We start from the raw sequence: 19,850 nt of genomic DNA on the forward strand, positions 1-19,850 counted from the left end.
TTATTGATCAACCTCCATCCCTTCGATTCGCTTCCAAGCGTATAGTAGTGGACACACAATCCAGAGCAAAAGCACCAAACCAGCAATTGGCCACGAGAAGTACACTGGCGGGTCCAGCGATACCATCCCGGTTGACATAAAGCCCTGTCCAAAGCTATCGACTTGTCCAACAGCGATCTGATATAATTTCGGGATCATTTCTTCGTGGGGCGCAGCAACGAGGACGAGATACGCTTGAGTGGGATCTAAAATCATCCCCGATGGGAATACTCCGACGAGACCGAGAATATACGATTGCAAACCGACGAAAACGTTGACAATCACAAAAGTAACGACCATCGATACTCGCCGAGCCGTAGAGAACGAAACAGAGAGCGCAATCCCGATACTCAGCCACGCGAGTCCGTAGGCTACCGTCGAAGCTGAAAACGCGAGATAGCTCCAGACCGATGCAGTCTCGAAGTTATTTGTGATTCCAATCCAGCCGACGGCCAACGCCACAACTAACGCCAACACGAAAACGGCGATTCGACCGAGAGACATCCCGAGTAGAATTTCCTGACGCGAACAGGGCAGCGATAACATCGTCCGTATCTGTCCCTTCGTTCGGAGATTAACAATCGTCGCGTAGCCGAGCAGCAACCCGACTATCGGAATGAGAAATACGAACGAGTGAAAGTGCCAAGTGGTGTCAACAAACCCGAAGATAGCGTAGACGGCATCAACCGTCTCGGGTTTGGTGAGAATCATATAGTATGAGCTCCTCGTAGCTGCAGTCCCATCCAAAACGTCCACGTCCGTCCCGATACGCCAAGATGAGAACATCAAAAACGCAAACAGGACGAGCACTGATTTCGATTTGAACAGACGACGGCCCTCCAAGCGCGCCAAGGCACTCATTGTCCGCTTGCGTATCGCTGTCTCGCCAATTAATACCCATTCTCTACTAGTGTTGTCAGACATCATTCGAACACCTCGTTCCGAAACTGGAGGAAGCCGACGGCGGTTGGAAGGATAATCCAACCCAGAACGACAACGGCAGCCAAAGGAAGTGAGAGCAGTTGTGGTGGCAAAAATGCGAGTGGTGAGTACATACCGTCAAATAGCGAGATCAAGAAACGCGAGTACGCCTGCAAAGGGTGAACGATAATGAGCCAAGACTTCTGCGACAAGAGTAAAACGGGGGTGAAGAGTAACGCAAAACCTCCTCCAATGACTCCGATAAGTCCCTGATTCCGCGTCGAAACAAGGGCAGAGAGGGCAATTGCTGGGGAGAGTAGTGCGATCCCGTATCCGATAGTGAGCGTGCCCGCAACGAGGAAAGAGCCGGCACCAAACTTCGATCCCGTTAGCAGCAGTCCAATTCCACCGACGGCAACCCCGATACAGATCATGGAAGCAAAGGCGGCTATTCGTGTAATCACCTTGCTGAGATAGATATCACGACGAGTCACCGGAAGCGACCCGAGACACGAGAGGTTTCCTCGTTCGCGGTCGTCGATGAGTACTCCATACCCGAACAAAAACGCTAGAAACGGGAGCACGAGAGAAGCGAGGTCTACTACCTGAAACCAGAAGCGACTCGCTACGGTGTGCCCTGAGTCAAGCACGAGAACCGGTAAGAAAACCTTGGATGATGTCTCTGCAGTGACTGACGACACAACTGCAAGGACCATAACGCCAACAACGCAAAGTGCGATGATCCAACTCAGCAAAGAACGAGCGAGCAACGCACCCTCGACTCGGATGAGAGCAAATAGCCGTCGCCGAAACGGTAAAGCTCTCGGGGGAGTGTTACTGGTATGCTCAGCGTGCATGAAAATGCATTCACATGTTACCAGTATATCAGTTATGGTTACAAATATTTGTCAGAGATTGTGGTGATTCCGTAGCGCAATCTCTTGAGAATTACTCGATATTATTTTTTCACCAAGACAAGTAAAATCGGATTCCCGGCTAGTGTCTCAGCCAGGAAACACCGTTTCTCCGATAAACCGGTGATTATTCAGGTTACCAGAATTTGGTACCTACATCCCACTTGAGCAGGTATCTGATCGCTTCGTTGAAAGCTCCATAGTGGTCAGCTGAACCGCTGATTTTCACCGTTGTGTCGTCTTTCCAAAACACATCGGCTTCGTGATCCGCGTTCGTTTTGGGAATGACCGGGAAGTCCTTGTTCCAGAACGACGCCGTCTGATGCAGTTCCCCACCAGACTTCGAGTAATCGTAATCCTCGGTGTGCCAAGTGGTGTTGAAAGAATCAGGAACACTGCAGTCAATAACTTCGTCGGGGCAAGGGAACCGGTCTCCGAAGGATTCACCGTCACAGGCGGCCCCGTCCACGGTGTTCGTGACTAACGAGTGATCCCCGAACTCGTAGTGATCCGAATTCCAATCGTTGTTCCAGACGCTAGTTGACCGAACTAGGGTTCCACATTCACTGGAGTTTGTCTCAACCCAGGCACCTCCGTCCCAATTGTCGCCGTAATCCGGGTCCGATAGACCCTGAGTATTGATCCCTTCGCCGCCAATTTGGACATCCGCGACGCTCTTTTCTTCGATTGAGAAGTTATCTTTGTCAAGCGTGTCAACACCCTCGCTGGTATCGGAAGCACTGACAGCCTTCTCAGCTGCATCGGGGTCAAGCGACAATGAATACCGTACTCCAGCCGGGTTATCCGAAGAATCCGAATCGGGTTCAGGCACGTCGTAAGCCAGATCGATATGTGCCCGGGACTTCACGACGTCTCCAGCCTGAACAAATACGACCGAAGCCTGTTCCAAGTTGTCCTTGTCACTCGTATCTAACTCGATCTTGTTGAGGACTTTCTCACCGTTCTCATTTTCTTTTTTCTTCCCTTTGTCATTCTGTGCTGCCGCAGAAGAGATCCCAAACATGGTTAGGGAGGACGCAGCACCAATACTGCGGAGGACTGATCGGCGATCGACACATCGGCTGGATGTCTCCTTTCGTGACATCAAGCTAACCATAATTTGCTGACTAATTCAATGTAACCCGTGTCAATTGGCGAGGGGTGACCTGTATGCGGTTGACGCACTGACTGGGGGAACGCGCTGGAAACAAGACCTGACCGCAGGCAAAGGATACGCGGTGTGGACCTTCGCACGCGCTACTGAGCGGCTGATTCTTCCTTATCAATGCTGCAAATAAGTCACGCATCAGAATCATCTTCCGAATTTGTACTGGTGGTCATCAAGTTTTGGATGATGATAATCGGCTGGTCAACCGGCATCTACATCACTCCGTTGGAACCAGAATAGAACTTAATTCAATCCAGATTCTATTTGATCACTTCCGACCACGAGTCTATACCTACCGACGGCGGACCTGTAGCAGATCACACTGACAATTAATAGATTTATTTGCCAGGGTATAATATTGTATTATATGAACGAAAACAGCCTCAGAATCAGCCGGCGAGCAGTTCTTCGAACAGCTACAACGATGGGTATAGAACCGGTATAGTCGGAACGAACACAGCGACCAATGCCCCATCTGGTGTCAAGCAATATATCGTCCTTGCGGGTGAGCCTGGTCTCCGTGATCGACTTGAGAGTGCTAATTACGAAGTGTTGCATGAACTTGCTGCCGGTTCTATTTTTATCATTCAGGGACCGGAGGATATGGAGGGCGAGTTGGAATCGATTCCTGCTGTAAATAGCGCATTGTCAAACCAGACTTACACTATTGAAACATCTGAACTACAGGCAGACAAAAGCATAGGTGATGCTACTACCGACTCACTGACTAACCAGCAGTATGCGATGAAAGGAACTCGTGCGTTCGAAGCGCACGATATTACGACCGGTAGCGGAATCATAGTTGCAGTGGTCGATACAGGGATTGATCATACGCATCCAGATCTCGAATCTCAACTCGATCAAAAGCAGAGTCGGCTGTTCCGCAACAGTACCGTTCTTACTGGGACTGAGAAGATCAATGTTCCTACCGAGCTAGAGCCGGTAGAGCGTTTCGTTGCGACTGATATAGAGGGACACAGCACTCAAGTCGCCGGTATTGTCGCTGCATCGCAAAACGAAACAGGAATCGTTGGCGTCGCTCCCGATGCTAAGATCATTTCGCTTAGACCGTTCTTTTTCGACGAACTAGTAGGTGATATTCTTAGTTTGACTAGCACGTTTGCTGATCTTTTGGTCGCGATTGATTACGCCATTGATATCGGTGTTGATGTTGTGAATGTTAGTTTAACAGTAGGAGATCCAGATCCAGGAAGTATATCACGGCGACGGGTGTATGCTGCACTCAATCGAATCATTGTACATGCAATCGAGAATGGAACAACCGTCGTCGCTGCAATGGGCAACGATGGAATCAAACGATTTCTCCGGATATATCCTTCCTACCAGTAATCCAGAAACGATAAGCGTTGCAGCATCCAACAGATCGGATGAACTTACCGAACAGTCCAACTTTGGAAACAGTACTGTAACTGTTGCTGCTCCCGGCAATCAAATCCTCTCACTAGCCCCAGACAGACTTTTCGAGGATCAGTATTCTCGCAGTTCTGGGACATCAGTAGCAGCACCACAAGTTACAGGGATTGTATGTTTGCTTCGCGAACTTGATTCTGAACTCCATCACCGGTCAATTAAACAATTGATCAAAAAGGGCGCAGTGGCTCTGTTGAAATCCTTAGTAAGCTACATTTCCAGTCGGTAGTTTGAGTAGATGCAGACTCTCCCAAAGTCTCGGTTGCTCCGGTTTGTCGAAGAAGCATTTCAGTTAGCGCAACGTGCCGTAGCTCGATACTTCTCAAAGTTCTCGAAACAACGTTACACTCTCCATCAACACATCGTTCTCCTGTGTCTCAAAGTTCGGAAAGACACAACGTATCGAACACTTCTCGACGAACTCATTGAGATGCTCCGTATTCGGAGCGCGATCAACCTCACCGAACTTCCTGCACCATCCACGCTGTGCAAAGCGTTCGGTAGACTCGATATGGCCGTCTGGAGAGTGGTTCTCAATCTCTCTGTTTCACTACTCCCGACCAACGGAGTTACGGGGATCGACGCTTCGGGCTTCGACCGCAGTCACGTCTCACAACACTACACAAAACGAACCGAACTCACGATTCAGCAGCTCAAAGTGACGCTACTGGTCGATACGAAGCTAAACGCAGTCTTCGATCTACACGTGACGACGACACGAAAACACGATACCAGATTGCGCCGTCCTTGATCAAACGCAATCCCGAGCAAATTGACATCCTTCTCGGTGACAAAGGATACGACGACCAGAAAATCAGACGGCTTGTCCGTCAACACGAGATTCGTCCACTGATCAAGCATCGTGAGTTCACATCGCTCCACAAGGCATGGAACGCACGCTTAGACGCTGATCTCTTCGGACAGCGGAGTCAATCCGAGACTGTCAACTCAACACTCAAGCGAAAGTACGGTGCGTTCGTCCGGTCACGACGCTGGTGGAAACAATTCCGTGAACTCACCATCGCCTGTCTCGTTCATAATATCGACCGATCACTCTGACCAGTCAATGCAGGATGAAAGTATCATAGAACAGCTCAAGCGGATGCAGAACGCCGTTTTGCAGCGTGTACCCCGAGAAGATAGATTAGGATGACGAGAAGTTCGACTACGACTAACTCGATGACAGTACTAAAAACGAACGCAAGCCCCACTCCTAGAACGAATACAGATGCTCCTACGACTACCGGGGAGCGCGAGCCATACTTTTTCGCCTCAGAATAGACGAACCACGAAATGAGAGCTTGTACTACGAGGAATATCGGGGTTCCAATACCGAATGCAAGCATAGAAACATGTTTTTCCGTCTATACAAGTACTTTCGGTGATGATTGTCCACACCTCTTGACGGAGAGATGAACGGTAACTACGCAGTTCCCATCTACCGACTGTTTCATTCTACATTGTGTATGAAGAATAGGATTTCAACAGAGCCGGCGCAGTCAAATCTAGCGGTAACGAGACCAACGGATTCGGTGCCGGTCGGATTGATGTTCTTAATACAATAAACACTTACTTAGAAAACAAATAACTGATGCAGCTTAGTTAACGTCCTCCCACCCCGAAGGGCGGGAATTCCCCAATGTGGGGATATTGTGGTTTACAGCGTAGCCTGTTCTCGTGGTGTGAAGCAATCACTCTCTAAATCAAACAGGTGCGTCGATGACTATACCAACCGCTGTTACTCCTATCATCGCCATCCGTAACGGGACTCGGAGATACTTTCTGTCGAATGTTCTCAGCACCGTTCACATCAGCGTTTGCTACCATTCCGCAGCTATCACACACGTACAACCGGTACAAAACAATCAACACAGGATTTCCAAACCTATCATCTAACTAAACACAATAACTTTTGTACCCTTGGACTGATCCTAAATATATTAACCATCACCGACTGCTCTCCGCTTGAGCGGCACAGATTAGCCAAGTCCAATTAGACATATTCGAAATAAATACCCAAGCATGGCCTCCACCACAATCGCACGAACTGAATGCCGACGGTATCTTCGCGGAAAGATTCCGTGGATCGTCGCACTGTGTTTCATCGTCCTCAGTCGAGCATCAGTCAAACCGGACCCAGAAGCCACTCGAATCATCGGCAACGCGATCTCGCTGATACATGCACAGCCCCCGACCGTGATAATCGTCCCATTCGCTGCTGCCGCCATCAGTTTCCGGTCTATCATTCGAGAACGCGAATCCGGGACCGCTCGAATACTTCTCGGCACCGAAACAACCCGTCCCGGCCTTGTTCTAGGAATGGTGCTCGGACGCGCCACCGCACTTCTCGTTCCAATCCTGGCCGCCACCATACTCGTCGTCGGATACGACACCCTCCAGTACGGCCAATTCTCCCCACTGTTACTTCTCGGATTTCTCACGCTCTCGGCAGCGTACGTATTTGCTTGGACAGGATTGATCGTCGGTATCTCGGCCGCCAGCTCGTCTACGACTCGCGCTATCATCCTCGGGAGTATCGCGACCATCGGCTTCACACTCTGGAACGACGTCACGCTCTCATTCGTGTGGCAACTCACGACCGGTACCACTCCCGGAACCGAACTCGCGTACCCAGATGCGTTCGCGGTAGCAGGCTGGCTCTCGCCCGTAAGCGCCTTCCAGGTTCTCGTGAACTGGCTGTTCGGCGTACCCATTGGCCCCGACAGCACCGTCACACAGGTTGCCGACGCGATGCGTCAAACCGGCGAGTTCGCACCGACGCCCCCGCCGCTTTCCCCGTGGTGGGCGTGGGTGTTCCTGCTAGCGTGGCCGGCGCTCACACTCGTTACCGGCATCACGATATTCCAGCGCAGCGACCTCGCCCCGCGTAGTCAACCCGAGATACTCCGCCGACTCATCGACGTCGTGCCTTCGCTGCCTCCGCTCAGCGAGCGACAATTCGACTGGTTACCCGGACGAAGTAACATCATTGATTCGCTGCCTGGCTCGTGGCAGCCGCTCGCCCGCCGTGAATTCCACCAGCTTGCTCGTACTCCGCTCGTCTGGGCGGTTGGCGGGCTTGTGTTCGTCGCTGCCATCCTCAGTCTCTCACCAGCCTCGTACATCCAGCAAGCACTTGGCTCACGTGTCCCGCTAGCCGCCCTTCAGCAACCGCTCAGGTTCATCGGTGGGATTGGTGTACTCTTCGGGACGTTCCGGTCCGTAATTCACGAGCGGGACACGGGTGCGATTCGCTTCACTGCCGGAACTGCAGTTTCACGCACGGAAACCCTCGTTGGCTTCACCCTTGGTCGCGCAGCCGCATTCGCTGTTCCGATCGTCCTTGCGGTCGTCCTCACCTGCCTCGTCGCCGTTCCACAACATGGTATTGTTCCCCTTAGCATGCTTGCTGTCTTCCTCTCGTACACCGTTCTGTTCGTCGTCGTGATTGCTGGGATTGGCGTCTCGTTGTCGACGATTCTGCGGAGCCAAGCGGTCGCCGGATTCGCAGTTCTCGTCTTCGCTGCCGTTCAAATCATGTGGCTCCAAATCTCGAACATAATCTATTGGGTAGTCTCGGGCACGAACGTCTCCGGGTTTACTCCACCAAGTAATCCATTCTACTTGGTCATTCGCTGGTTCCCACCGCTACAACTTTCGAACGTCGTGACGAATGCGATCATCGGCGTTCCAAATTCCGCAGCCACCGCCACCGGCGTCATCAGTAACCTTCAGCCAAACCAGTTCTCGAATTCGGTAGTCGTACGGTTACACTACAGCTCCGACGTGCCCGTCTGGTACCTTCATCCATCTGCCGCCCTCGTCGGGTTAATCCTATGGATGTTCGTTCCGTTTGCGATCGCCCTCGCTCTCTACCGTACTCGAACCATCGATTAGTCTGCTCAAGCGTCAGCCAACTCGACGAAAGCGTCCTCGATTGTTCCTTGCTCGACATCGAACGATCGAATGCTCACCCCAGCTCCTTCCAGCCTCCGTAGCACTTGGTAACAGGCGGTCCGTGGACATGTAACCACTATCTCACCGGCGTCGTAGGTGGCGTCCTCAACGCCGTCGAAATCACGGATACCTTCTACCGCCAGGTCCTCGTCGGCCGTTTCGATGCAAAGGCGGGTTTGTACGCCCGCTATGTCGCGGAGTTCCGTTGGCGTTCCTTCGGCAATCAGGTGGCCGTTGGCGAGCAACCCAACCTGATCACAGACTCGTTCGACTTGGTCGAGAACGTGGCTGGAGAAGAAGACGGTCGCACCCCGGTCACGTTCAGCTTCGACGACGTCTCTTACGAGACGGACGCCGTACGGGTCAAGGCCGGAGAACGGTTCGTCAAGGATGAGAAGCTCCGGCTCGCCAGCAATCGCCATCGCAAGCCCCAGCCGTTGCTGCATTCCCTTCGAGTAGCCGCCGGCACGCTGGTCGATCGCGTCTCCGAGGCCGACACGGTCGAGGACCGCTTCGGGGTTTCCAGTTGCGTCGTTGGCGTCGAGGACGTATCTAACGTGCTCGCGGCCGGTGAGGGTACTGTAGACGCCAAATTGGTCGGGTAAGATACCAGTGCGGGCGTGAATCTCACTGGCATCCTCTTGAGCGTCCAACCCGAGTACGGTAATACTGCCCGCCGACGGGCGTGTATAGTTCATTAGCATGTCGATGGTCGTAGACTTCCCTGCACCATTTGGCCCGAGAAAGCCGTACACGACGCCGTCTTCGACTGTGAGGTCGAGGTCCACGACGGCTGATTCGCCGCCGTAGCGTTTCGAAACTTCAGTTGTCTGAATCACGGTCATCGGGATACCTTCTGGAGGGTGCCGAGACCGCCAATCAAGTATGGGATCTTCGTTTGGAAGGCCATATTCCCGCTACGCAGATCTCGTGTGAAAAACTTGCCATCTAATGGACTGCCGATAACAGATGCTATCAGGGAGCCGACTCGACTTCATGCAGCAAAAAAGAAACGGGATACTGTATTCCAATACGCTCAGCTGGTAGGGGCGTCGTTCTCGTGGACTTCGTGTTCACCCGTGTCTTTCCCTTCCGTGACGATCGTGGCTTCACCCTCACGTTCGAATCCGGCGATCTCAGCAGCGTACTCGGCGGACAGAGTTGCGATGAACGACGAGGCATTCTCGTCGATGTCGTCCTCCGTCTTCCCTTCGAACGTCGCGAAGGGACCGGGAAGCGATTTTTCTAGTTTCTGAGAGGGGTTTTTGTAGTCGGTGCCATTGTATTCCCAGGTGAGGATCTGTTCGTGAGTGTAGACCTTCTCCCCTGCAACCATCCCGGTAGCTACAGTGGTTTCGGTCGCGGTCGTGTAGCTGTCCGCGGGTTGGAGATCCACAGGTTCGGAGTGCGTGGAGATCTCCAGATCAGCATTCATGTAGACGTCACAGATCGCCTCTTTCTGTTCCTTGGAGAGGTCTTTGGCGTACTCGTTCTGCTCTTCCTCAGAGAGATCGTAGATGTCCTTGATGAACCCGACGACTGCATCGCGGTCATCAGGGTTGAAATCAGTGTCGACACCGTTATCGGCTAGGGCTGAGCCCGTGCTCGCGACACCGACGCCGGTGATGGATGCAAGCGTGAGACCACTGACCTTCAGATGCTTCTTCGGCTACTCTTCGACTGCTGGCTTTGCTGGTTGGAACGCTTTCTCGTCATGGCTCTATCTTGTGTTCGGGGAACCGAACACATCCTTCAGTCCGATACATAATACAATAATATTAAGCGTTGAAAAGTAGACCATCTAGTGAAATATCACCCACCAGTTGATCAAAATTCTCTATCTGAATCTTCGCACGCGATGCAGTTTCTGTACGTTCCCTCGACCAAAGGAGAGGGAACAGCGGTCTTCGCGACGAATCTCTCAGTCGGCCCCAAGGAAGCTAAGACGTTCTGCCGCCGCTACAGCCGTCGCTGGCAGATCGAGAGCGAGTACAAGAGCATCAAGAACGACTTCTTAGCGAAAACCTCGTCCAGGGATTATCGCGTCCGACTGTTCTACTTGGTGTTCGCGTGCTATTGCACAATATCTGGCGGCTCACTGATTTCCTGTTGAAGATTAGTGTCGGCGGTGAGATGGATTATGCACCAGTTCTGACTGCTGGAGAGTGTGTCGAGTTGGTTTGCTCGGCACTAGTCCCGCCTGACTAGCGCTCTACACCAGCTCGGACTGCCTATTGTGAGTGGCGACACTCTGCGAGTGGTCAAATTTTGGGCTGTTTCCGCGCATTCGGTGGCGTCTCACCGAGGATAGTAGTTGATGCGACACCGATGTGGCCTTTCCGAACCAAAAAAGGCTTAGAAAAGCGCAAAAATAACCCATCCTCCGAAACTCTGCAACACGTCAACCGGTCGTTTGTATTGTGATATGTAGTTTATAGAATTGGGTAACGAAGCAGTATAGTCAGTTCCAGCAGGATACGGTCAGTAGAGACATCCAACTGTGGCCGTAGTCATACGGTGTGACAAGGGAATCAAGCAAATACGTTGTCGTCTTCGGACGGCTTGGTCGGAAATCCCACGCCGCGGGTCTTGTACTCCCCGAGTTAGTGGCTCAGCGACGCCCCTGTACTCAGGACGGCGTTCATGATCGTCGCGTCAGCAACTGGTACGCTATCGTCGAAGCTACTCTCAGTCTCCTGGCGCTCGCAGTTGGGTCGTGTCTCTAGCACCTCGGGTGGTCCGGTCAGACTTTTTCCAACGACTTATCTTCGATATGCGGAACATGAAAAGACAATCGGAGACAGAAAGATAACCGATGAGGCTCACAGTCCAGTCTCAACCCACACCCATCTAACACACGACGATCAAGGCATGGGAGGGTGTCTTCTCACGAGTGAGTGACGAGTCGTATTTAAATCATTTATCTGTGATAGACATCTGTTACGAGCGTCTGTTACGGAGCTGATGCTGATCTACCGGACCAGAAAATCAAGTACAGAAATCTGTTACAGACATCTGTTCTGAATTTCAAGGATGAATTTCTGTCTCAATATCCCGATAAGCAGTCGGACAAGAGAATAGTAACAGTGCTACAGACGACTATTACAGACATCTATCACAGAAGACTATCACAGATAACTACGGCAGAGAAATTATACAGATTTTCACGGCAGACTCAGGATTGATTTTCTAGAATAGCACGAATTTCGACAGTAAATCCCGAACTAATCACAATACTGCATCATGACAGGCAATTATTACAGATATCTGTTACAGATAGTTGTTCTCAGTATTTGTAACATCCTCATCCGGTATGATGGAACCGATTGCTACCAAGGAAATATAATACAGACAGATATAACAGAAGTCTGTTACAGAGACCAATTCTCGATCTCTGTGGTAAATGAGTGAGACGGAAATACTGACAAAATAACCGGGACATCTATTACACTCCAGTGCTACAGAAATCTGTTACAGATATCTATAACAGACACCATTAACAGAAATTCAGTACGTACGTCTGACACAGATTTATGAGGGAGTGACCAGAATCCCGAAGCGTATGATAACGGCCGTAGTCTATTCCGAATCAGGTGGGACGTTCAAGACGACTATGACGGCCAACGTCGCAGTCGCACTGGAGCGAATGGGCCAAAACACACTTGTATTGGACTTGGACCCTCAGGAAGGAAACCTAACTAGCCTCTTCGACGTCGGCGAACACCGGAGTGACCCAGATGCGGACAATCTGGTCAAGCATATTCTTGATATGCCAGACGGGGACTTCCACGATCTGATCGAAACATCGGACGAAGGCGTCGATATCATTCCGAGTCACGATATGCTCGGTGACTTTACCTCGAATTTAGAGCAGAAAATCTCCTACGAGACCGGAATGAAAAACATGAATCGTGACGAGTATCCCCGGTTCGAGCTTCTATACGAACTACTCTGGGAGAAACAGAAACTGCACGAAGAGTACGACGCGATTCTCATCGATCCAAACGCGCGAGCAGAAGACCTACTTTACAATGCGATCTTCGCACTACGGACGCTCATTGCCCCCGTCAAACCGGCTGGAAAAGGCAATCTGAGCCTCGAAGGGCTTGATGAACTCGTCGGGAACATGGAGAACCAACTAGAGATAGAGATCGGACTCTCCTGCGTTGTACCTTCCGGCGTTGGTCAGACGAACGCCCACCAGCAGTACCAAAAGCAGTTCGAGAACACGGAAGCCTTCTCCACACCGGTTACCATCGGCAACCGAGAAAGCCTCATGGATGCGATGTGGGAAGCCAGAGGCTCAGCATTCAAGGTGGTCGAAGAGCGGTGGAAGACCTTCGAGAAGGACGGAGAGATGGTGAGCGAACCCGGCCAACGGAGAGTGCGCGACAGAGAAGTCGAAACGCTACGGAAGCTATCCGAACTCGCCTGGTTCATCGCAACTGAAACGTTCGATACCGACGTTGAGCCAGTCCTAGAACTCGATATTCGGGGACACGAGAATCGGGTTATCGACCTGCAAGAGGATGCGCTAACGGAGACGACAACCGCATGAGCAATTTCAAATCCGGGTCCGGAAACCTTGATTTTGGTGGCGACGACGAAGAAGACGAAACCGCGACCGAAGCGGCGGACACCCAGACCAAAGAAGCCGACTCGACGACAGAACAGCCCACACAACCCGAATCAGAGGAATCAGTACCCGATACAGAACGCTCATCGAATCAATCAGCAACGGAGGAATCGACGGCTAGCTCGCCGGCGGACAAATATCCGTACTTCGTCCGACGGAGTAACGTCGGAGATGAACGGGATACCCGTCTCGAGATTCACGTCCGGGACAAGGTAGCCGACCAAGAAGCCGCGTTCCGGAGCGAACTCGCCGAGCAACTCGGAACAAACGAGGTCTCAAAAACGGATGCCCGTGAGTTCGCCCTCCTCATGGCGTATCAACATCCAGACCGCGTTGCCGAACTGATGCAAGACGAAGGGTTCGGAACGCTCGGCTGAGAGACATCTGAGAGGTATTTCAGAGTCGCTCCATCTCACGGGCGGCGCGTATTTCAGACAGTATCATAAGTTCGGCCTTATATCTGATAGTGATATACATTCGGTGAACGCGGAAACCGGGGTTCTATCACAGGTGGCGTGGGTGTGATAGTTATCCCGTGCGTCCGGCACCAGACGTCGCAAGTTCCTAAGCACCAGTCCGATTGAACAGCGGTAACTGCTGTTCTGATGGTACTCTCAGCAACGCCTGAGGTAACTATCGACGCTTCATGGCCCGATAACCGAATATGCCAGACACGCTAATGAGAGCCACGAGAGCGAGGAGAATCTCATCGGTGAGTTCGCTGCCCTCGATGAGAGCGGCAACGACCACGGTAACCCCAGAAAAAGCGAATACTGCCCACTCCTGCGGACGGGTCAAGTGCTGTTCAATCTCCTCACGAAACACCCAGTACACAAAGAAGACCGCCATCGTGACACCGAGAATGAGGCCCCATTCACCAGGTGCCGCGCCGACTCCAATGAACAAGACTGCGGCGGCGCCCGCAAATAGCACTTGGAACCCGAACCGGAGCCACGCCAAACTACTCCGTCCGGAATCGTCGTCTTCCGTCTGGTTCATCGACATACGCACACCTTCACGCTGCAAGACATATGTTTGTCGTGTTCCGCAGATTTCCACCGATAGCTGTAGCTTTGGTCCTCAACTTAGCGAAGGTCGAAGGTCGGAACACCGCCTCGTCACGAGCATAGAGGACCTACCGTGAAAACAGACGGGAAGGGAAAGTGATCAGCTCACTGTAAACCGCACAGAGGGCCAAAATCGGCAGATTGCGGTCGTGTCAATAGGTTTTTGTGTGGCTGGTCGTGTCTTTCTTTCACTGGATGACCGGCCTCAAGCACCGACGGACACTGTTCGTCATGGTCCTCTCGAATCTAGTGTTACTTGCGGGCGTGTTCGTGTTCGATTGGAACCCACACCTGCTTTTACTGCTGTACTGGTTTGAGGTGGGGGTCGTCGTCATTCGAGCGGCTATCCAATCGTTGTTCGCAGAGTTACCGCCCTCCGAGGGGTACAAACCAACTGGGTCAAGAGCGCCGTTCCCGCTTAAGCTTCTAGCGGAGGTCCGCGGTGGTTTCCACCCCGTGCGCTGGCTACCTCCGGTGTACCCGCAGAACATTCCGTACATCCTACTTACATTGATCCCACTTGCCGCCTTCTGGCCGTTTGGGGGACTCATGTTGACCGGTGTCATTTCTCCGGTCGTCGAGACGTTTGTCCCGCCAGCATCAGCCGCCGTTGCCGCGTTCACCATTCTCGTCAGCCAGTTGTTCGAGCTGGCGGACTGGCTCCGGTCTCACAAATACGAGACAGTTGCGGCGACCGGCGGTATCTCCCGAACAGCCTTGGTGCTGCTGTTCGCTCTCGCGTTCGTCGCGCCATTCATCGTCGGGATTGCCGAGGCGGCCGGTGTCGCCCGGGTTGGACTCGGCCTCGTACTCGTCGGGTCCAAAGCCGCCTACGACTTCCTCGAAATTCGAAACCCCGGCTTCGTCCATACAACGATGTTCATCGACGAGACGGTCGGGGAGACATCGACAGTTGACGTTCCCGACGGTGAACCAATCGCAGAGTTTCACACCGACCGACGTGCGGGAGTCGCCGTCTCGGTGTTCGGCGGTGTCTTGATTTCGATCTTCGGACCGACGCTTTTACTCGTTCTCCTCGGCGGACTGGCGGGAATGTTAATTGGTGGCAGTTTATTCGGGACACCACACGGTCCCGTAATCGGTGCCGCGGTCGGGGGCGCTGCCGTCGTCGCCGGTCGCGTTCTTGCACAGCTCGTCGTCGGCTGGATTGAGGGCGCACACCTCGTCTATCGCGTCTATCCCGACGCCGTCGTTGCACACAACGCACTAACCAACGAAGCACAGTGGTCCGTCCCTCGCGCGGATATCTCCGGCGTGAGTATCTCAGACGGGGTTCTATCATCCATCCTCCCCGGATGGTTTGGATCAGTCAGACTCGACCGGTACAGAGGAGAGAGCCGCAAAATCGCATATCTCCCTGATGCCGATGCAGTTGTGAGGCTGCTCGATACCTGACGGCACTCCGATCATCAAGGATTGGCAGGAGTGCATCCGACGGATTTGTCGATTAGAATAGTATTTAAGAATCATTTTCTAATCGAGAAATAGTAGACGATGCCCTCCACTCCCGATCTCGAACGCCCACCGAACGGGGTCTCGACGAGCCACAGTGGTCAGCATCCATCGATGCGCTCCGCGATGTCGAAGTCGTTCACGACCGCCTTCCAGACCGGTCACTTGGTACTCGGACAGTCGCCGTAACGACAGGGTGGGGTGATGACGAATCAGAGCGGTACGTTGGGCCATTCACTGATCTGGACATGGCTGTGGAGAAACTGAGATTGTCACTACGAACAATAGAACTGGAACCACCCAATCAACCCTTCATCGTCGGCACGGTCGTTTCCATCGTCGGGTTAGTCGTCGCTGCCATCGTGATGACGGTGAGCCCGTGGGCAACCTCCGGTTCGAAGATATACGCCGTAATTCTGTACCCGTTCCTAGTGCTCGTTCCAAAAGAGTGCTGGGACCGGGTATATCCAGATCCAGAATAGACTACAGCGGCTCTACTGAAACCCGTAGAGAGTTACAGGTTCGCCCGATAGTGTGTCCGGATACAGCACCGTCCAAAATCGCAGTTACTGCGGTTCGGTACGACGACCAGAAAATTCGGACGGTAACCCATGATTTGGATGTCCGTCCGCTTACGGTGCTGGCGGAATAGTGCTGTGAACACGTTCTCGACTGTCTCACTCACAACATCGACAAGACACTCTGAACGGTGGATGTAGGGTAGTAGTCTATCGGCGCTTCAGTAGCACAGAAACAAGCATAACCGCCGCAAAGAGGAGTGTTAATCCCGTTACTCCGACTCCGAAAACGTAGTACGGGTTTGTAAAATCGGGGCTGTTGAGGAACAAAAAGAGGCTAAAACTCGAACCCATCAACAGAATCACCGCAGACAGAACACTCGGATTATACCGGTCTTCGAGCGAATCCAGAACTGTCCCATACATATCACTATATTGATTATTATGGCGTATAACGGTTGCGGTCGGGAAAACCCAATACGTTCGTATACCTACCTAACAGCCGTTTTATCGGGAATGAGATCCAGCTGATAGGAATTCGACAGAACCACTACGTCAGACGATTCTCGCTTAGAGACGCACTAGAGACGGGCATATGAGATGCGGTAGACACCGGACTCGGCGGTGGCACGTCTGTCCGCAGATTGCATCAGTATCACCTGGTATCATTTATGTTCGCTGAGATATAAGTGCTGCCAGAACAAACCAGGTATCGCAGTGATACTAGCCGAAACCACTTCGATGGCCGCATCGATTTACAACCATCCGAATACGCAGGAGGTGGGGCACTAATGGCATTCGATGCTGGATTCGGTGCCATCGCGTTCCTCATCGCACGTGTCCTGTTCGGCGGACTCCTCGCATTCCAAGGACTCAATCACTTCCTGAATGTCAGTGAGATGGCCGGATACGCTGAAGCGAAAGGGATTCCAGCAGCCAAAGCGAGTGTGCTGCTATCCGGTGGGGTACTCCTCTTCGGTGGTCTCGGCATCACGTTCGGAGTCTTTCCAGCGATTGCTGCGGGAGCAATCGCGCTGTTCCTGCTCGTCACGACACCGACGATGCACAACTTCTGGGCGGTGCCGGAAGATCAACAGCAGGCCGAGATGACGCACTTCATCAAAAACGCCGAACTCATCGGCGCAGCGTTGGTCTTTCTCGCCCTCGGAAGTGAGTCATGGGCGTATGCGCTGCTCTAGACACGACCGAACCGTGCGTTAGACGTGCCGGTAGCGGTTCTAACTCATCAGTACGCATCCCGTAGCACGTCTGCGATTTCTTCGCTTGTCGGATCGAGACCGGACGGTGCGTTCGCCATGAACGGATCAGCGAGTACCGACTCGGCCACGTCAGGGAACGCGGCGGGGTCGGGTCCATCAACGTCCCTGAGGCGCGAGGGAAGAGAAAGTGCATCCCGGACCCACTCGACGGACGCAACAATGTCTTCAGCGGACGCTGAAACGTCACTACAGAGTGCTTCCGCAAGTAGCTCGCGCCGACCAGCAACGTTCTCAAAGAGGTAGCTGAGTACGTGCGGCGCGATGATTCCGTGCATAGCCCCCTGCTGAACAGCAGAGGAGCGCGTCAGTGCGTGGCCGAACGCGTGGATGATCGACAGCGTCGTCTCACCAGGTCTCGAAATCCCATACTGAACCAAGAGAAGTCCCTGAGCGACCGGTTCGAGAGCCTTCTCGGAGACAGATTGCTCGTTGAGTTGTCTGAGACCACCTTCGAGCAGTTTGAGCCCTCGAACCGCTGTTGCGTCCGTTATCGGCGTTGCGTTTCGAGCATAAATCGTTTCGATGCCTTTGTCGAACCCGTTCATCGCAGAGGCGGCGAGAATCTGTTTCGGTGTGGTGGCGAACAGTACGGGGTCGTAAAAGGTCGCCCGGGGCATCAGCCGTGGGTCCGAAATCCCCCCACTCACAGGACGTTCGACAAGTCCGGATTCGGGCGAAGCCGTCACACCAGCCACGGTAGACAGATCTGCACCGGCTAGCGTGGTCGGAACGACGACGATAGGCGTTACCGAGCCGGACGGGACAGAAATCGTTCCGGTTTCACCAAACTCCGCACCGACCGCTTGTGGGTCGCGGTCGTCCGCAGCGAGGACACTGATGACCTTAGCAACGTCGAGACTGCTGCCGCCGCCAAGGCTCACGAGAACATCCGCGTCGGCCTCTTCCATGGCTTCGAGCCCGTCGTAGGCTGTTTGGAGTCGTTTTTCGGGCGTTGTCTCGGCAAAGACGCCTGCAAGCTTTGTGCCGAGTCCATCGGTTACCGGCTCGATGACTGCCGGTGTGGTTCCGACGGTCGAGCCGCTAACGACGAGTGCGCGCTCAGATCCCAGCCGCTCTAGCTCCGCTGAAAGGCTATCGACGCAACCGGCACCGTATTGTAGGACACCGGGGTTGTACTCGAATCGGAACCGATCAGACTGGCTCATTCTCCAATCTACACGTTACTCCCACTCAAACCCTCGTGGGGATGTCGGCGGGGCAAGCGGACTCGACGGAAGTTCACCGCTCGGGTCAGGGTCGTTGTAGGCCTTCGGTGCCACATCGTTCGGCGCGTCCGGATAGAACAGTGATGCGACCGCATGGATATGTTCGCGACCGACGTCGAGTTCGAATTGGCCGCCGCCGAACATCCGAATATCGTGGTCGCGGCAGTAATCAATCGTCTCGAAAAGCGACTGTACCGAGCCGAATCGGGACGGCTTGATGTTGAGCCAGTCCGGTTCCCACGGGAGGTCTTTGACTGTCTCGACACTCCGAATCGGATAATCCCACGTCACGCGAGCTTCGTGTCCCTCGAATAGAGGTCGCGTTTCCTCGTTCAGTTCCGGATCCTCGATGAGGGCGTTCGGGAAGCCCTCGATGACCCGTTGATACAGTTCCGGGTCGGCGGGTTGATCGACCGTCGTGCCGTGATACTGTCCCTTGAGATCGAGCGTTTGGACCGCCTCGGTCTCCGCAAGCCGTTCGACGACATCGACCGTCCACTCGGAGGTCGGGTCGAGCTTGAACGCTAAATTTGGGTTGCGGTCGAGCCAGTCGATAACCCGGTCGCCGGTCGGAGGTTCAGCCAAGCGCGTACTCACGACGAATCGAACTGGGTCGTACGTGCGACCGAGGCACTCAGCGAGATTCGTGTCGGCCTGTTTCAGCGCAAGATCGAGCGCGGCGCTCTCGAAGGCCCAGCGGCGGTAGTTCCGGAAAATAGACTGCCCGGGCGATTCACCGTCGAAGAAATCGATCTCGGCGACGTGTGCGGAGAATTCATCGACGGTGTATCGCCCTGCGAGATCAAACTCCGTCGAGGAATCCCGAAGCGAATAATGGGCGTCATTGTCGTACGTCACATCCTCCCCCTGTCCAACTTCACCATCGCCGTGGAGCGAGATGACAGTCGTCGCCCGAGTGAATCCACTCGACGTATCGCGCTCGCGCTGGGCGAGGTCGTACGTATCGATTGTCAAATCGAGATCAGCAACGTGGTCGTAGAGCATACCCTCCCATACGAACACAACTAGTATAAAACCACGAAACGGAGAAGGTGTGATTCCGGTTAAGTATTCTTTCTCAACTGTGTAGTTTGTCACAACTAACGACCAATGCTAACAACTAACATATACTGTGCCAAATATGCGGATACTCGATATCACAGTACTCAGAACGCTTTCGGACGAATATTCGGACAGTTAGACCGTCAGCGAACGGTGAG

The 19,850-nt window shown here is 53.2% G+C and carries 17 protein-coding genes and 3 pseudogenes; 11 read left to right on the plus strand and 9 right to left on the minus strand.

Annotated elements, in window-relative coordinates:
- The 3 genes from HBOR_RS17760 to HBOR_RS17770 all read right to left on the minus strand — a co-directional run bounded on the left by HBOR_RS17760 (position 1) and on the right by HBOR_RS17770 (position 2,898).
- Positions 1 to 900: an ABC transporter permease gene (locus tag HBOR_RS17760; protein ID WP_013446635.1), complete on the minus strand. Its 900-nt coding sequence runs from the start codon at positions 898 to 900 to the stop codon at positions 1 to 3.
- A 62-nt stretch (positions 901 to 962) separates the two neighbouring features.
- Positions 963 to 1,817 carry an ABC transporter permease subunit gene (locus HBOR_RS17765; protein ID WP_241432281.1) on the minus strand — a complete coding sequence of 285 codons (855 nt, stop codon included), beginning with the start codon at positions 1,815 to 1,817 and terminating at the stop codon, positions 963 to 965.
- 193 nt (positions 1,818 to 2,010) lie between these two features.
- Positions 2,011 to 2,898, minus strand: coding sequence for a hypothetical protein (locus HBOR_RS17770; RefSeq protein WP_006053449.1), 888 nt, complete (start codon positions 2,896 to 2,898; stop codon positions 2,011 to 2,013).
- A gap of 747 nt (positions 2,899 to 3,645) precedes the next feature.
- On the opposite strand from HBOR_RS17770, the gene HBOR_RS17775 reads away from it, so the two are divergent.
- The 3 genes and pseudogenes from HBOR_RS17775 to HBOR_RS19570 all read left to right on the plus strand — a co-directional run bounded on the left by HBOR_RS17775 (position 3,646) and on the right by HBOR_RS19570 (position 5,532).
- Entirely contained in the window at positions 3,646 to 4,392 is a 747-nt protein-coding gene (locus tag HBOR_RS17775) for a S8 family peptidase (RefSeq protein WP_144018727.1), read from the plus strand.
- Positions 4,349 to 4,702, plus strand: a complete 354-nt coding sequence (locus HBOR_RS20620; protein WP_161609397.1) for a S8 family serine peptidase — start codon at positions 4,349 to 4,351, stop codon at positions 4,700 to 4,702. The genes HBOR_RS17775 and HBOR_RS20620 overlap by 44 nt, the downstream gene beginning before the upstream one ends.
- A 9-nt stretch (positions 4,703 to 4,711) precedes the next feature.
- Positions 4,712 to 5,532: pseudogene (locus tag HBOR_RS19570) on the plus strand (IS5 family transposase).
- Positions 5,533 to 6,130: 598 nt separating this feature from the next.
- Here HBOR_RS19570 and HBOR_RS19575 read toward each other — a convergent pair.
- Positions 6,131 to 6,324, minus strand: a pseudogene (locus tag HBOR_RS19575) (RNA-guided endonuclease TnpB family protein); the annotation flags it as partial.
- A gap of 171 nt (positions 6,325 to 6,495) precedes the next feature.
- On the opposite strand from HBOR_RS19575, the gene HBOR_RS17795 reads away from it, so the two are divergent.
- Positions 6,496 to 8,370, plus strand: a complete 1,875-nt coding sequence (locus HBOR_RS17795) for an ABC transporter permease (RefSeq protein WP_006053453.1) — start codon at positions 6,496 to 6,498, stop codon at positions 8,368 to 8,370.
- Between the two features lie 5 nt (positions 8,371 to 8,375).
- Here HBOR_RS17795 and HBOR_RS17800 read toward each other — a convergent pair whose 3' ends face one another.
- Together HBOR_RS17800 and HBOR_RS17805 are read right to left on the minus strand one after the other, a co-directional pair.
- Complete coding sequence (locus HBOR_RS17800) at positions 8,376 to 9,275, minus strand: ABC transporter ATP-binding protein (protein ID WP_006053454.1); 900 nt, start codon at positions 9,273 to 9,275, stop codon at positions 8,376 to 8,378.
- A 191-nt stretch (positions 9,276 to 9,466) separates the two neighbouring features.
- The gene (locus HBOR_RS17805; RefSeq protein WP_006053455.1) at positions 9,467 to 9,826 is read right to left on the minus strand and encodes a hypothetical protein; all 360 of its coding nucleotides are present in this window, start codon (positions 9,824 to 9,826) and stop codon (positions 9,467 to 9,469) included.
- Between the two features lie 9 nt (positions 9,827 to 9,835).
- On the opposite strand from HBOR_RS17805, the gene HBOR_RS17810 reads away from it, so the two are divergent.
- The 4 genes and pseudogenes from HBOR_RS17810 to HBOR_RS17825 all read left to right on the plus strand — a co-directional run bounded on the left by HBOR_RS17810 (position 9,836) and on the right by HBOR_RS17825 (position 13,443).
- A complete protein-coding gene (locus tag HBOR_RS17810; RefSeq protein WP_006053456.1) occupies positions 9,836 to 10,021 on the plus strand; it encodes a hypothetical protein in 186 nt (61 codons plus the stop codon).
- A gap of 258 nt (positions 10,022 to 10,279) precedes the next feature.
- A pseudogene (locus HBOR_RS17815) lies at positions 10,280 to 10,638 on the plus strand (transposase); the annotation flags it as partial.
- 1,354 nt (positions 10,639 to 11,992) lie between these two features.
- A complete protein-coding gene (locus tag HBOR_RS17820; RefSeq protein ID WP_006053458.1) occupies positions 11,993 to 12,988 on the plus strand; it encodes an AAA family ATPase in 996 nt (331 codons plus the stop codon).
- Positions 12,985 to 13,443: a hypothetical protein gene (locus HBOR_RS17825; RefSeq protein ID WP_006053459.1), complete on the plus strand. Its 459-nt coding sequence runs from the start codon at positions 12,985 to 12,987 to the stop codon at positions 13,441 to 13,443. Before HBOR_RS17820 ends, HBOR_RS17825 begins: the two co-directional genes overlap by 4 nt.
- 256 nt (positions 13,444 to 13,699) lie before the next feature.
- Here the strand turns inward: HBOR_RS17825 and HBOR_RS17830 are convergent, their stop codons facing one another.
- Positions 13,700 to 14,071, minus strand: coding sequence for a hypothetical protein (locus HBOR_RS17830; RefSeq protein ID WP_006053460.1), 372 nt, complete (start codon positions 14,069 to 14,071; stop codon positions 13,700 to 13,702).
- Positions 14,072 to 14,328: 257 nt separating this feature from the next.
- Between HBOR_RS17830 and HBOR_RS17835 the strand changes: the two genes are divergently transcribed.
- From HBOR_RS17835 to HBOR_RS17850, 3 genes are all read left to right on the plus strand, one after another.
- On the plus strand, positions 14,329 to 15,549 hold the full coding sequence (locus tag HBOR_RS17835) for a DUF6498-containing protein (protein WP_006053461.1): 1,221 nt from the start codon (positions 14,329 to 14,331) through the stop codon (positions 15,547 to 15,549).
- 99 nt (positions 15,550 to 15,648) lie between these two features.
- On the plus strand, positions 15,649 to 15,795 hold the full coding sequence (locus HBOR_RS20130; RefSeq protein ID WP_013446639.1) for a hypothetical protein: 147 nt from the start codon (positions 15,649 to 15,651) through the stop codon (positions 15,793 to 15,795).
- A gap of 1,120 nt (positions 15,796 to 16,915) precedes the next feature.
- Positions 16,916 to 17,323, plus strand: a complete 408-nt coding sequence (locus tag HBOR_RS17850) for a DoxX family protein (RefSeq protein ID WP_006053463.1) — start codon at positions 16,916 to 16,918, stop codon at positions 17,321 to 17,323.
- 47 nt (positions 17,324 to 17,370) lie between these two features.
- On the opposite strand, the gene HBOR_RS17855 is transcribed toward HBOR_RS17850, so the two are convergent.
- Positions 17,371 to 18,570, minus strand: a complete 1,200-nt coding sequence (locus HBOR_RS17855) for an iron-containing alcohol dehydrogenase family protein (RefSeq protein ID WP_006053464.1) — start codon at positions 18,568 to 18,570, stop codon at positions 17,371 to 17,373.
- 15 nt (positions 18,571 to 18,585) lie between these two features.
- Positions 18,586 to 19,635, minus strand: coding sequence for an enolase-like domain-containing protein (locus tag HBOR_RS17860; RefSeq protein WP_006053465.1), 1,050 nt, complete (start codon positions 19,633 to 19,635; stop codon positions 18,586 to 18,588).
- Between the last annotated feature and the right edge of the window lie 215 nt (positions 19,636 to 19,850).

Source organism: Halogeometricum borinquense DSM 11551, assembly GCF_000172995.2.
GTDB lineage: Archaea > Halobacteriota > Halobacteria > Halobacteriales > Haloferacaceae > Halogeometricum > Halogeometricum borinquense.

Bases quoted from the DNA above. Each gene is read 5' to 3' on its own strand.
- HBOR_RS17850 (WP_006053463.1), top strand. From the start codon at position 16,916: ATGGCATTCGATGCTGGATTCGGTGCCATCGCGTTCCTCATCGCACGT.
- HBOR_RS17830 (WP_006053460.1), bottom strand. From the start codon at position 14,071: ATGTCGATGAACCAGACGGAAGACGACGATTCCGGACGGAGTAGTTTG.
- HBOR_RS17820 (WP_006053458.1), top strand. From the start codon at position 11,993: ATGATAACGGCCGTAGTCTATTCCGAATCAGGTGGGACGTTCAAGACG.
- HBOR_RS17835 (WP_006053461.1), top strand. From the start codon at position 14,329: ATGACCGGCCTCAAGCACCGACGGACACTGTTCGTCATGGTCCTCTCG.
- HBOR_RS17800 (WP_006053454.1), bottom strand. From the start codon at position 9,275: ATGACCGTGATTCAGACAACTGAAGTTTCGAAACGCTACGGCGGCGAA.
- HBOR_RS17825 (WP_006053459.1), top strand. From the start codon at position 12,985: ATGAGCAATTTCAAATCCGGGTCCGGAAACCTTGATTTTGGTGGCGAC.
- HBOR_RS17765 (WP_241432281.1), bottom strand. From the start codon at position 1,817: ATGCACGCTGAGCATACCAGTAACACTCCCCCGAGAGCTTTACCGTTT.
- HBOR_RS17855 (WP_006053464.1), bottom strand. From the start codon at position 18,570: ATGAGCCAGTCTGATCGGTTCCGATTCGAGTACAACCCCGGTGTCCTA.
- HBOR_RS17795 (WP_006053453.1), top strand. From the start codon at position 6,496: ATGGCCTCCACCACAATCGCACGAACTGAATGCCGACGGTATCTTCGC.
- HBOR_RS20130 (WP_013446639.1), top strand. From the start codon at position 15,649: ATGCCCTCCACTCCCGATCTCGAACGCCCACCGAACGGGGTCTCGACG.
- HBOR_RS20620 (WP_161609397.1), top strand. From the start codon at position 4,349: ATGGAATCAAACGATTTCTCCGGATATATCCTTCCTACCAGTAATCCA.
- HBOR_RS17775 (WP_144018727.1), top strand. From the start codon at position 3,646: ATGGAGGGCGAGTTGGAATCGATTCCTGCTGTAAATAGCGCATTGTCA.
- HBOR_RS17760 (WP_013446635.1), bottom strand. From the start codon at position 900: ATGAGTGCCTTGGCGCGCTTGGAGGGCCGTCGTCTGTTCAAATCGAAA.
- HBOR_RS17860 (WP_006053465.1), bottom strand. From the start codon at position 19,635: ATGCTCTACGACCACGTTGCTGATCTCGATTTGACAATCGATACGTAC.
- HBOR_RS17770 (WP_006053449.1), bottom strand. From the start codon at position 2,898: ATGTTTGGGATCTCTTCTGCGGCAGCACAGAATGACAAAGGGAAGAAA.